We start from the raw sequence: 12,240 nt of genomic DNA, 5'->3' as shown, positions 1-12,240 counted from the left end.
CCCCGCCCGGGCGGTGCGGGAGCACCGATCGGGGCCGTCCGGGCCGCTTTCCGGCCCGGACGCCGAGGGGGGATTTTGACCGACCCCGGCGCGCCCGGTAGCCTGGGGGCTTGTTGTGCGTATTGGCTCGCTCTATCTCACGTGAGAGGTCGGTACGCCGGAGATATCAGGTCGACGACCCAGCGGCTCCCCTTGAATTGCGTCCAAGGCGGCCAGGCTGATGCCCTCGACCGGGTGCTCCTGTCAGGACTCACTCACTGAAAAGCAGAGGCTACGACCGTGCGTACGTACAGCCCCAAGCCCGGCGACGTCCAGCGTCAGTGGCACGTCATCGACGCGACCGACGTCGTGCTCGGCCGCCTGGCCTCCCAGGCCGCCAACATCCTCCGGGGTAAGCACAAGGCGATCTACGCGCCGCACGTTGACACCGGTGACTTCGTCATCATCATCAACGCGGACAAGGTGCACCTGTCGGGTAACAAGAAGACCCAGAAGCTGGCGTACCGCCACAGCGGCTTCCCGGGCGGTCTCCGCTCGGTCCGCTACGACGACCTCCTGGCGAACAACCCGGAGAAGGCCGTCGAGAAGGCCATCAAGGGCATGATCCCCAAGAACACCCTGGGTCGCCAGATGCTCTCGAAGCTGAAGGTCTACTCGGGCGACCAGCACCCCCACGCTGCGCAGCAGCCGGTGCCGTTCGAGATCACCCAGGTCGCGCAGTAACTCCGGCCACCTAGCCCCCCAACACTGAAAAGAGCTGAGGAACACCGTGGCCGAGACCACTGAAACCCTTGAGGTCGACTTCGACGAGACCGTCGTCGAGGGCGAGTTCACCTCCGAGGAGAGCTACACCTCCGAGTCGCTGGCCGGCCGCTTCGGCGAGGCCGTCCCCGGCGCCGGCCTTGGCCGCCGCAAGGAGGCGATCGCCCGCGTGCGCATCGTCCCGGGCACCGGCGTCTGGAAGATCAACGGTCGCACCCTGGAGAACTACTTCCCCAACAAGGTGCACCAGCAGACCGTGAACGAGCCCTTCAAGCTGCTGGAGCTGGACGGTCGTTACGACGTCGTCGCCCGCATCTCGGGTGGCGGCACCTCCGGTCAGGCCTACGCGCTGCGCCTCGGCGTGGCCCGCGCCCTGAACGAGGCCGACGTGGACAACAACCGCGCCGCCCTCAAGAAGGCCGGCTTCCTGATGCGTGACGCGCGTGCCGTCGAGCGCAAGAAGGCCGGTCTCAAGAAGGCCCGTAAGGCCCCGCAGTACAGCAAGCGCTAGTCGCGCCCGAGGGGGTGTGTGCCGCCCTGGTGGTGCACACCCCCGGTTGCGCTCTCACGCCCCGGAGTACCCCGTGTACTCCGGGGCGTCGTGCTCCCCGCGCATGGTGCGAAGGCCGGGGATTCGATCGAATGGACTGCCGGGTTTACCTGCCAGCAGCGGTGATGGAGGACGGGACAGTGGGACGACTCTTCGGTACGGACGGCGTACGCGGTGTGGCCAACGTGGGGCTGACGGCGGAGCTGGCGCTCGGGCTGTCCGTCGCGTCGGCGCACGTCCTCGGTGAGGCGGGGGCCTTCGACGGCCACCGGCCGGTCGCGGTGGTCGGCCGCGACCCGCGCGCCTCGGGCGAGTTCCTGGAGGCCGCGGTCATCGCCGGCCTGGCGAGCGCGGGCGTCGACGTACTGCGGGTCGGCGTGCTGCCGACCCCGGCGGTGGCCTACCTCACCGGCGCCCTCGGCGCCGACTTCGGCGTGATGCTCTCCGCCAGCCACAACGCGATGCCGGACAACGGCATCAAGTTCCTCGCCCGGGGCGGCCACAAGCTGGACGACCGGATCGAGGACGCCATCGAGGCGCACTACCGCGCCCACGCCGTCGGCGGCGAGGAGTGGAAGCGCCCGACCGGCGAGGCCGTCGGCCGGGTCCGCGAGTACACCGAGGGCTTCGACAAGTACGTCGCCCACCTGATCGGCGTGCTGCCCAACCGCCTGGACGGCATCCGGGTCGTCATCGACGGCGCGCACGGCGCGGCCGCCTACGTCGCCCCCGAGGCGTTCGCCCGGGCCGGCGCCGAGGTCGTCCACACCCTGGGGGCGGAGCCCACCGGTCTCAACATCAACGACGGCGTCGGCTCCACCCACCTGGACCGGCTGCAGGCCGCGATGAAGGAGTACCGGGCCGACCTCGGCATCGCGCTCGACGGCGACGCCGACCGCTGCCTGGCCGCCGACGCGGAGGGCAACGAGGTCGACGGCGACCAGATCATCGCGATCCTGGCCGTCGCCATGAAGGAGGCCGGCACCCTGCGCGGCAACACCGCCGTCGCCACCGTGATGTCCAACCTGGGCTTCAAGCTGGCGATGGAGCGCGAGGGCGTGGAGCTGGTGCAGACCGCGGTCGGCGACCGCTACGTGCTGGAGGCGATGAAGGAGCACGGCTTCGCGCTCGGCGGCGAGCAGTCCGGCCACGTCATCCTGCTGGACCACGCCACCACCGGTGACGGCACCCTGACCGGTCTGATGCTGGGCGCCCGGCTGGCCGCCACCAAGCAGCCGCTGGCCGACCTGGCCGCCGTGATGACCCGGCTTCCGCAGCTGCTGATCAACGTCAAGGGCGTGGACAAGGGCCGGGTGAACTCCTGCGTCGAGCTGTCCGCGGCGGTCGCCGAGGCCGAGGCCGAGCTGGGCTCCACCGGCCGGGTGCTGCTGCGCCCCTCGGGCACCGAGCCGCTGGTCCGGGTGATGGTCGAGGCCGCCGACCAGGTGCAGGCCAAGGCCGTCGCCGAGCGGCTGGCCGAGGCCGTCCGCACGTACCTGGGCTGACGCCCGCTCAGCGTGTGAGCAGGGCCCCCGCCGTGACGAACGGCGGGGGCCCTGCGGCGTTCTGTCGGGGCGGCCCAGGTCAGAGCTTGCGCAGCAGCGCGCGGCGGACCTTGTGGTCCTGGCCCTTCTGCAGGACGAGGGTCGCGCGGCCGCGGGTGGGCAGCACGTTCTCCAGCAGGTTCGGCTTGTTGATGGTGCGCCAGACCTGGCGGCCGTACTCCATCGCCTCCTCCTCCGGCACCTCGGTGAAGCGGCGGAAGTAGGAGTTCGGGTCCTGGAAGGCGGTCTGCCGCAGCTTGCGGAAGCGGTCCAGGTACCAGTTCTCGATGTCGTCGGTGCGGGCGTCGACGTAGATGGAGAAGTCGAAGTAGTCGGTGACCGCGAGCCTGGTCCGGCCGTCCGTTCCGGGCAGGGCCGGCTGGAGCACGTTCAGGCCCTCGACGATGAGGATGTCCGGACGCTCCACGGTCAGCCGCTCGTCGGGCACGATGTCGTACACCAGGTGCGAGTACACCGGCGCGGTGACCAGCTCCTTGCCGGCCTTCACGTCCGCCACGAAGCGCATCAGCGCACGGCGGTCGTAGGACTCCGGGAAGCCCTTGCGGGCCATCAGACCGCGCCTGCGCAGCTCGGCGTTGGGCAGCAGGAACCCGTCGGTGGTGACCAGCTCGACCCGGGGGTGCTCGGGCCAGCGGGCCAGCAGCGCCTGGAGCAGACGGGCGGTGGTGGACTTGCCGACCGCGACGGAGCCGGCCACGCCGATGATGAACGGCGTGCGGGTGCGTTCGGTGTCCGGCGTGTCCAGGAAGGTGCCCAGCGCGCCCCGCAGGTCGTGGGTGGCGTGGATGTAGAGGTTCAGCAGGCGGGACAGCGGCAGGTAGACGTCACGGACCTCGTCCAGGTCGAGGGCGGTGCCGAGACCGCGCAGCCGTTCCACCTCCTCGGCGGTCAGCGGCAGCGGCGTACGCTCGCGCAGCGCGCTCCACTCGGCCCGGCTGAGGTCCACGTAGGGGGACGGCGACGGGCCGGGCGTGGCGGCGCCCCGCGTACAGAGTTCGGTCAGCACATGCTCCATTGTGGGCCGTAGCGGCGTTCACGGTGGCTGTGGTGTCGGTCACGCACGGTGGGGGAAGGGTGCGAATGGGGCGTCCCGGGCGCCCTTATGCTGGCACGCATGTGCGGAATCGTTGGATACGTGGGCTCTCAGCCCGCCCTTGATGTAGTAATCGCAGGCCTGCAGCGACTGGAGTACCGGGGCTACGACTCGGCCGGTGTCGCGGTGCAGGTGCAGGGCTCCGACGGGCAGTGGAGCCTCGCCACCGACAAGCGGGCGGGCAAGCTCGCCAACCTGGAGAAGTCGCTCGCCGAGACCCCTCTTCCCGGCGGCACCACCGGCATCGGCCACACCCGATGGGCCACCCACGGCGGCCCGACGGACGCCAATGCCCACCCCCACCTGGACGACGCCGTCCGGGTGGCCGTGGTCCACAACGGCATCATCGAGAACTTCGCCCAGCTGCGGGCGGAGCTGACCGAGCGCGGCCGCACGCTGCGCTCCGAGACCGACACCGAGGTCGTCGCGCACCTGCTGGCCGAGGTGTACGAGGGCGACCTCGCGGAGGCCATGCGGATCGTCTGCCGCCGGCTGGACGGCGCGTTCACCCTCGTCGCCGTGCACGCCGACGCGCCGGACGTCGTGGTCGGCGCGCGCCGCAACTCGCCGCTGGTGGTCGGGCGCGGCGAGGGCGAGAACTTCCTCGCCTCGGACGTGGCCGCGTTCATCGCCCACACCCGTGAGGCGATCGAGCTCGGTCAGGACCAGGTCGTCGAGCTGCGCCGGGACGGCGTCACGGTGACCGACTTCGACGGCAACCCGGCCGAGGTGCGCGAGTACCACGTCGACTGGGACGCCTCGGCCGCCGAGAAGGGCGGCTACGACTACTTCATGCTCAAGGAGATCGCCGAGCAGCCGAAGGCCGTCGCCGACACCCTCCTCGGCCGGATCGGCACCGACGGTCGGCTCACCCTCGACGAGCTGCGGATCTCCGACGCCGACCTGCGCTCGGTGGACAAGGTCGTCATCGTCGCCTGTGGCACGGCCTTCCACGCCGGCATGATCGCCAAGTACGCGATCGAGCACTGGACCCGCATCCCCTGCGAGGTCGAGGTGGCCTCGGAGTTCCGCTACCGCGACCCGATCATGGGCCCGGGCACGCTGGTCATCGCGATCTCGCAGTCCGGCGAGACCATGGACACCCTGATGGCGCTGCGGCACGCGCGCGAGCAGGGCGCCAAGGTGCTGGCGATCTGCAACACCAACGGCTCGACCATCCCGCGCGAGTCGGACGCGGTGCTCTACACGCACGCCGGCCCGGAGGTGGCGGTCGCCTCCACCAAGGCGTTCCTGACCCAGCTGGTCGCCTGCTACCTGGTCGCGCTCTACCTGGGCCAGGTGCGCGGCACCAAGTGGGGCGACGAGATCTCCGCGGTCATCAAGGAGCTCGGCGACGCGCCCAAGCAGGTCGAGCAGGTGCTCCAGACCATGGAGCCGGTGCGCGAGCTGGCGCGTTCGCTGGCCGACGCCAAGTCCGTGCTGTTCCTCGGCCGGCACGTCGGCTTCCCGGTGGCCCTGGAGGGCGCGCTCAAGCTCAAGGAGCTGGCGTACATGCACGCCGAGGGCTTCGCGGCGGGCGAGCTGAAGCACGGGCCGATCGCGCTGATCGAGGAGGGGCTGCCGGTCGTGGTGGTCGTGCCGTCGCCGCGCGGGCGGTCGATCCTGCACGACAAGATCGTCTCCAACATCCAGGAGATCCGGGCCCGCGGTGCGCGCACCATCGTCATCGCGGAGGAGGGCGACGAGGCGGTCGTCCCGTACGCGGACCACCTGATCCGCATCCCCGTGACGCCGACCCTGCTGCAGCCGCTGGTCTCCACCGTGCCGCTGCAGGTCTTCGCCTGCGAGCTGGCCACGGCCAAGGGCCACGAGGTCGACCAGCCGCGCAACCTGGCGAAGTCGGTCACCGTCGAGTAGCCGATCGCCGTTCTGACTCGGGTGGTGCCCCTGCGGTGGTTGCGTCCTACCGCAGGGGCACCGTGTCGAGCGGCGGGGGGAACGGGGCGGGTCGATCAGCTTCGCTGAACGGGACCTCGTCGCGGTCGCGGTGGCTGCCGTGGTCGACCGGTCCTTGACCGGGTCGGGCGACGTCACCTCGAAGACCACGAGGACGCCGGGCGCCGGACGCCTCCGGCCGGGAGCCGGCGCTCGGGCTCGGGAAGTGCCCCGACCGGACTGATGGTGCCGCCGGGGGTGAACCGTCCGGTCGGCGCGGTCGGGCCCCGCGCGATGGGGCCCCGCGCGGTCGGGCCCTGGTGGCCCGGAAGGTCGAACTCGATCGCGGCCTTTCGGATGAACTGCCGGTCGAGCGGTGCGGACGCGGCCTCGTGTGCTCCGTCCGGCGTGGCGTCAGGACGATGTCGCCCCCGATCGGCACGGCCTTGAGCCGGCGGTGTTCCCGGCCCCAGGAACGCCCGGAGGACTTCCCCGGGCCCGGCGGGGCGTTCGACCGCCGGCGTGGCGACCCCGGCCCTTCTCCTTACTGCCTCTCCTTGCTTCCGCCGGGCGTCGTGGGCGACACGGTAGGTGTTCGCGAAGCGGGGGAGCGCCGTGGTGGGAGGGGCTGCGCGGCAGCCGAAGGCGGCGTCGGCTCGTGGCAGGTGTCGCTCGGCCACGACGCGGGCGTAGCGTCGGCGGTAGTCGTTGCCGAGGGTCAGCCTAGGGTTAGGGGCTTGCGCATGCGCCGTGCTCACCGTGTCGAACAGGTCCGGGCCGTTGAGGCCGAACTGATGGCCCGGCTGCCCGAGGGCACCCTGATGCAACGGGCCGCCGCCGGTCTCGCCGCCACCTGCGCCCGGCTGCTGACGCGCCGTCGCGGCCGGGTGTACGGGAGCCGGGTGGTGGTGCTCGCGGGCGGCGGGGACAACGGGGGTGACGCGCTGTACGCCGGCGCGGCACTGGCCCGGCGGGGCGCGCGGGTGACGGCGGTACTGCTCGCGCCCGAGCGCGCGCACGTGGACGGGCTGGCCGCGCTGCGGGCCGCGCGCGGGCTGGTCGTACTGGAGCAGGAAGTCGGCCTGGCCGACTTCTCGCGCGCGGACCTGGTGCTGGACGGCATCGTCGGCATCGGCGGCCGGGGCGGGCTGCGCCCGGAGGCGGAGCCGTACGCACGGGCGGCGCGTCGGGGTGTGGTGGTCGCGGTGGACGTGCCCAGCGGTGTGGACGCCGACACCGGTGAGGTGGCGGGAGTGGCGCTGCGGGCGGACGTCACGGTCTGCTTCGGCACCCACAAGCCCGGGCTGTTGATCGATCCAGGAGCCTCCTACGCCGGTGCGGTGCAGCTGGTGGAGATCGGGTTGGAGCTGCCGACGGCCGACGTGGAGGCCCTGCAGCACGCCGAGGTGGCGGCGCTGCTGCCGGTCCCGGGAGCGGAGAGCGACAAGTACCGGCGCGGCGTCGTCGGGGTGGCGGCCGGCTCGGCGACGTATCCGGGGGCCGCACTGCTGGCGGTCGCCGGGGCGCTGCGCGGTGGCGCGGGGGCGGTGCGGTACGTCGGCACGGCGGCCGAGGAGGTGGTGCGACGGTTCCCCGAGGTGCTGGTCACCGAGGGCGGACCGGCCGGGGCCGGGCGGGTGCAGGCCTGGGTGGTCGGCCCGGGCGGCGGGGACGGAGCCCGGCAGGCGCTCGGTGAGGCGCTGGCGAGCGACGTGCCCGTGCTGGTGGACGCGGACGGGCTCACCGAACTGGGCCGACTCGGCCCGCAGGCCCTGACCGGGCGGACGGCGCCCACGCTGCTCACCCCGCACACCGGTGAGGCGGCCCGGCTGCTGGCGGGGGCGGGGGCTGCGGGCACCGCACCGCCGCCCGCCGACGACCTGGCCGCCGCCCGGCTGACCACCGCGCGCCGACTCGCCGCCGCGTACCGGGCGACGGTGCTGCTGAAGGGCTCCACCACGGTGATCGCGGACCCGGGAGGCGCGGTGCGGGTCAACCCGACCGGCACGCCGTGGCTGGCGACGGCCGGGAGCGGCGATGTCCTCGCCGGCCTGGCCGGCTCCCTGCTGGCGGCCGGCCTGTCCACGCTGGACGCGGCATCGGTGGCGGCGTACCTCCACGGCCTGGCCGGCCGCCGCGCAGCAGGGTTGGCGGGGGGTGTTGGCGCAGGTGTGGGCGCGGCGAGCGACGAGGGGGCGCTGGGCGTGCCGGGTGCGCCAGTCACCGCGTTGCAGGTGGCGGGCGCCCTGTCGGCGGTCTGGCGCGATGTGCGGGGCGCTGGGTCCGCGGGGGCTGGCGGGGAATAGGTCGACCGGTCTACATAGTGGGTGGGTTGCGCGCGCTCGCCTCGCCCGGAGCGGAGTGGGAAGTCGGCCGGGCCGACTTCTCGTGCAGGTGGGGCGGAGAGTGACTGAATATGTAGACCGGTCTACATATTGGGCGGCCGATGCCTGTGAGCCTCTGAAGAGCGGAGGCCGGAGTGGGAAGTCGGACAGGTCGACTTCCCACTCCGGCGTGTTGGTGCGGGGGGCGGGGCCGGCCTCGGAAGGTAGACCGGTCTACATATTTGCCCGTGGTGATGCGCTCGGTAGCGAGCGCGGGGCGGGCGGCGACCGCCGGGGGAGTGGGAAGTCGGCCGGGCCGACTTCCTGTGCGGTGAATTGAGGGACGAGGACTGAAAGGTAGACCGGTCTACCTATTCCTGCCCCCGGCGGCGGGTCCGGTCGGAGCACGGCGGAGCCCGGAGGGGCCGGGCGGAGAAAGAGCAGGAGCAGGAAGTCGACCGGGCCGACTTCCTGCTCCCACGCCTGGCCCAGCCCCGGCCGCCCCGGCCGCCCCGGCGGCGCCCGCTCCCCGGGTGCCGCAGGTGCCGCGGTGCTCCGGCCCCGGCGGGAACCGGTGGTGCTTCGGGGGCGTCGGGGACGAGGTGGCGGGGTGTAGGGGCGGGTCGGCGGGTGGGGGCCGGGCCGCCGCGCCGACGGGCCGTTCGGCGAGGACCATGAGACGTCTGGGAGACTGACCCTGATGACAACTGCGAACACGACCGGCACGGCCACTCTCACCGACGGCGTACGGGCTGAGGCGACCATCGATCTGGCCGCCCTGCGCGGCAACCTCGCCGCGTTGCGCGAGCGCGTCGGCGCCGCCACGGTGATGGCCACGGTCAAGGCGGACGCCTACGGCCACGGCGCGGTCCGCTGTGCCCGCGAGGCGGTCGCCGCAGGCATCGGCTGGCTCGGCACCGCCCTCCCGCAGGAGGCGCTGGCTCTGCGCGCCGCCGGGATCCGCCCCGACCAGGCCCGCATCCTCTGCTGGCTCTGGACGCCGGACGGCCCCTGGCGCGAGGCGCTGCTCGCCGACATCGACGTCTCCGTCAGCGCCCAGTGGGCGCTGGACGAGCTGCTCGCCGCCGTCCGCGCGACCGGTGTCCCGGCCCGGGTGCATCTGAAGGCCGACACCGGCCTCGGCCGCAACGGCTGCCAGCCGCACGACTGGCCGGAGCTGGTCGGCGCGGCGCGCCGCGCCGAGGCCGAGGGGCTGCTCACGGTGGTCGGCGTCTGGTCGCACTTCGCGGCGGCGGACGAGCCCGGCCACCCGTCCATCCAGGCCCAGCTGGACGCGTTCCGCGAGGCGCTCGCCTACGCGGAGGCGGCCGGGCTGCGCCCCGCGGTGCGGCACCTCGCCAACTCCCCGGCCACCCTGCTGCTCCCGCAGTCGCACTACGACCTGGTCCGTACCGGCCTGGCGATGTACGGGCTCTCGCCCGTCCCGGAGGTCGGCTCGCCGGCCGACTTCGGGCTGCGCCCGGTGATGGCGCTGACCGCCCGGCTGGCCCTGGTCAAGCACGTGCCCGGCGGGCACGGCGTCAGTTACGGCCACCACTACACCACGCCCGGCCCGACCACCCTGGGTCTGGTGCCGGTGGGCTACAGCGACGGCATCCCCCGGCACGCCAGCGGCACCGGCCCGGTGCAGATCGCGGGCAAGTGGCGCACGGTGGCCGGTCGGGTGGCGATGGACCAGTTCGTCGTCGACCTCGGCGGCGACACCCCCGCGGTCGGCGACGAGGTGCTGCTGTTCGGCAACGGCGAGCAGGGCGAGCCCACCGCCGAGGACTGGGGCCGGGCCTGCGGCACCATCTCCTACGAGATCGTGACCCGGATCGGCGCCCGGGTGCCGCGCCGCTACCTGGGCGCGACCGCCGAGGCCCCGACGGCCGACGCCCCTGCCGCGGAGGGCGTGCCGACGGCGGGCGCGGCGACCGAGGGCGCGAGCGTATGAGCGAGGAGGCCGGCTCCGGTCCGGTCGCGGCGGTGGCCAAGGCGGCCGGTGCGGCCTCCGGGGTGAGCCGGGCCGGTCTGATCGGGATCTCGGTCGGCGTGGTCGCGGCCGGCGCGGCCGCCGGTGTGGCGATCGAGCGGCTGACCGTCGGCCGGGCCACCCGCCGCCGGGCCCGCGCGGAGCTGGACGCCAACGCCCCGTACGGCTCGCTCCGCGGGCGCCCGTGCACGGTGACCGCCGCCGACGGCACCGAGCTGTACGTCGAGCTGGACGGCACCGGCTGGCCCGAGCCCGTCAGCGTCCGGCCCGAGGAGGACGCGGAAGAGCACCCGGAAGAACACCCGGACGACGAGGTCGTCGCAGCCCCACGCCCAGGCCCAGCCCCCGGTACCAGTGCCGCCGCCCGCCGCGGCTGGTTCGTCCGCCGCCGGACGGACGGCCCCGGCACCGCTACCGGCTCTGGCCCCGGCACCGCTACCGCTACCGGCACCGGCGACGGACCGGTCGACCGGAGCGGGCTGCCCGGTCTGCTGGGCGGCTCCGGCGCGCTGGTGCGGGCCGGCCGGCGCTCGGGCCTCGGCCCCGCCGCCGTCGGGCGGCGCGAACCGCTGACCGTGGTGTTCTGCCACGGCTACTGCCTCAACCAGGACAGCTGGCACTTCCAGCGGGCCGCGCTGCGCGAGGGCATGCGCCTGGTCTTCTGGGACCAGCGCAGCCACGGCCGGTCCGAGCGCTCCCGCTCGTTCCTGGCCGGTGAACTCGCGAGCATCGACCAGCTGGGCGGGGACCTCAAGGCGGTGATCGACGCCGTCGCGCCGACCGGCCCGCTGGTCCTGGTCGGCCACTCGATGGGTGGGATGACGGTGATGGCGCTCGCCGACCAGGAGCCGGAGCTGTTCCGGGACCGGGTCGCCGGGGTCGCGCTGATCGGCACGCTGGCGGGGGACTGGGAGGCCGTGACGCTCGGTCTGCCGGCGGTCGGCGCCAAGCTGTTCAAGAAGGTCGCACCCGGCGTGATGAAGCTGCTCGGCCGCCAGGTCGAGCTGGTGGAGGCGACCCGGCGGCTCGGCGCGGACGTCAGCGCCGTCTTCTACCGGAAGTTCTCCTTCGGGGGGAAGGACGTCGACCCGGGCGTGGTGCGGTTCGCCGAACAGTTGCTCGACGCCACGCCGATCGACGTGGTGGCCGAGTTCTACCCGGTGTTCGGCGCGCACGAGAAGACCGCCGCGCTGGCGGCCCTGCGGGGCATCCCCACCCTGGTGCTCGCCGGCACCAAGGACCTGCTGACCCCGCCCGCGCACAGCGAGGCGATGGCCGAGCAGCTGCCCGGTGCCGAGCTGCTCCTGGTGGAGGACGCCGGGCACCTGGTGATGCTGGAGCGCCCGGACCTCGTCGACCAGCGGCTGGTCGCGCTGCTCAAACAGGCGGTCGACTACCGCGGCGCGGCGCCGCTGCCCTCCTCGGTGGGCGAGACGCCGTAGCGGCCCAGGGCCACCGGCGCACGCCCGGCCGGGGATGTGGCACCGTAGCGGAGGCGCCCGGCGGTCGGTGCGCCGCAGTACGGATCGAAGGGCTTGAATCGCGCATGGGCTCGCACGCCACTCTCACCGTCGCCACTCCCGAGCGGATGGGCCGACTCGGCCGGGAGCTGGCCGCGCTGCTGCGGCCGGGGGACCTGGTGCTGCTCTCGGGGGAGCTGGGGGCCGGGAAGACCACGCTCACCCGGGGCCTGGGGGAGGGCCTCCGGGTGCGCGGGGCGGTCACCTCGCCGACCTTCGTGATCGCCCGGGTGCACCCGTCGCTGGTCGGCGGCCCGGCGCTGGTGCACGTGGACGCGTACCGGCTGGGCGGGGACCTGGACGAGATGGAGGACCTCGACCTGGACGTCTCGCTGCCGGAGTCGGTGGTCGTGGTCGAGTGGGGCGAGGGCAAGGTCGAACGGCTCGCCGAGAGCCGGCTGGAGGTCCGGATCGAGCGCGCCATCGGCGCCGAGGCGGACGACGACGATCTGGACCCGCGCCGGGTGCTGCTGAACGGGATCGGGTCGCGCTGGACCGGGGTGGAGCTGGCCGCGCTGGCCTGAGCCGACGAGC

At 73.4% G+C, this 12,240-nt stretch carries 9 protein-coding genes; 8 read left to right on the top strand and 1 reads right to left on the bottom strand.

Translation table 11 applies throughout. The annotated features are described in order from the left end of the window. Positions 1-279: 279 nt before the first annotated feature. From rplM to glmM, 3 genes are all read left to right on the top strand, one after another. The gene (rplM, locus tag OG618_RS16020) at positions 280-723 is read left to right on the top strand and encodes a 50S ribosomal protein L13 (RefSeq protein WP_329488106.1); all 444 of its coding nucleotides are present in this window, start codon (positions 280-282) and stop codon (positions 721-723) included. A gap of 46 nt (positions 724-769) precedes the next feature. After that, entirely contained in the window at positions 770-1,273 is a 504-nt protein-coding gene (gene rpsI / locus OG618_RS16015) for a 30S ribosomal protein S9 (RefSeq protein WP_329488104.1), read from the top strand. Positions 1,274-1,452: 179 nt separating this feature from the next. After that, on the top strand, positions 1,453-2,817 hold the full coding sequence (glmM, locus tag OG618_RS16010) for a phosphoglucosamine mutase (protein ID WP_329488103.1): 1,365 nt from the start codon (positions 1,453-1,455) through the stop codon (positions 2,815-2,817). Positions 2,818-2,896: 79 nt separating this feature from the next. Here glmM and coaA read toward each other — a convergent pair whose 3' ends face one another. Beyond that, positions 2,897-3,892, bottom strand: coding sequence for a type I pantothenate kinase (gene coaA, locus OG618_RS16005; RefSeq protein ID WP_329488101.1), 996 nt, complete (start codon positions 3,890-3,892; stop codon positions 2,897-2,899). A 99-nt stretch (positions 3,893-3,991) separates the two neighbouring features. Between coaA and glmS the strand changes: the two genes are divergently transcribed. From glmS to tsaE, 5 genes are all read left to right on the top strand, one after another. Beyond that, complete coding sequence (glmS, locus tag OG618_RS16000) at positions 3,992-5,848, top strand: glutamine--fructose-6-phosphate transaminase (isomerizing) (protein ID WP_329488100.1); 1,857 nt, start codon at positions 3,992-3,994, stop codon at positions 5,846-5,848. A gap of 761 nt (positions 5,849-6,609) precedes the next feature. Further along, positions 6,610-8,172 carry an NAD(P)H-hydrate dehydratase gene (locus tag OG618_RS15995; protein WP_329488099.1) on the top strand — a complete coding sequence of 521 codons (1,563 nt, stop codon included), beginning with the start codon at positions 6,610-6,612 and terminating at the stop codon, positions 8,170-8,172. Positions 8,173-8,890: 718 nt separating this feature from the next. Further along, complete coding sequence (gene alr / locus OG618_RS15990; RefSeq protein WP_329488098.1) at positions 8,891-10,147, top strand: alanine racemase; 1,257 nt, start codon at positions 8,891-8,893, stop codon at positions 10,145-10,147. Beyond that, positions 10,144-11,628 carry an alpha/beta fold hydrolase gene (locus OG618_RS15985; RefSeq protein ID WP_329488096.1) on the top strand — a complete coding sequence of 495 codons (1,485 nt, stop codon included), beginning with the start codon at positions 10,144-10,146 and terminating at the stop codon, positions 11,626-11,628. Before alr ends, OG618_RS15985 begins: the two co-directional genes overlap by 4 nt. Before the next feature lie 104 nt (positions 11,629-11,732). Continuing rightward, the gene (gene tsaE / locus OG618_RS15980) at positions 11,733-12,230 is read left to right on the top strand and encodes a tRNA (adenosine(37)-N6)-threonylcarbamoyltransferase complex ATPase subunit type 1 TsaE (protein ID WP_329488095.1); all 498 of its coding nucleotides are present in this window, start codon (positions 11,733-11,735) and stop codon (positions 12,228-12,230) included. Positions 12,231-12,240 lie beyond the last annotated feature (10 nt).

The organism is Kitasatospora sp. NBC_01246 (assembly GCF_036226505.1).
Lineage (GTDB): Bacteria > Actinomycetota > Actinomycetes > Streptomycetales > Streptomycetaceae > Kitasatospora.
Note: the sequence above shows the minus strand (reverse complement) of the source record. Positions and strands in the feature narration are given on the sequence as shown.

Coding starts and splice junctions, on each gene's coding strand:
- coaA (WP_329488101.1), bottom strand. CDS start 3,892: ATGGAGCATGTGCTGACCGAACTCTGTACGCGGGGCGCCGCCACGCCC.
- glmS (WP_329488100.1), top strand. CDS start 3,992: ATGTGCGGAATCGTTGGATACGTGGGCTCTCAGCCCGCCCTTGATGTA.
- OG618_RS15995 (WP_329488099.1), top strand. CDS start 6,610: ATGCGCCGTGCTCACCGTGTCGAACAGGTCCGGGCCGTTGAGGCCGAA.
- alr (WP_329488098.1), top strand. CDS start 8,891: ATGACAACTGCGAACACGACCGGCACGGCCACTCTCACCGACGGCGTA.
- OG618_RS15985 (WP_329488096.1), top strand. CDS start 10,144: ATGAGCGAGGAGGCCGGCTCCGGTCCGGTCGCGGCGGTGGCCAAGGCG.
- tsaE (WP_329488095.1), top strand. CDS start 11,733: ATGGGCTCGCACGCCACTCTCACCGTCGCCACTCCCGAGCGGATGGGC.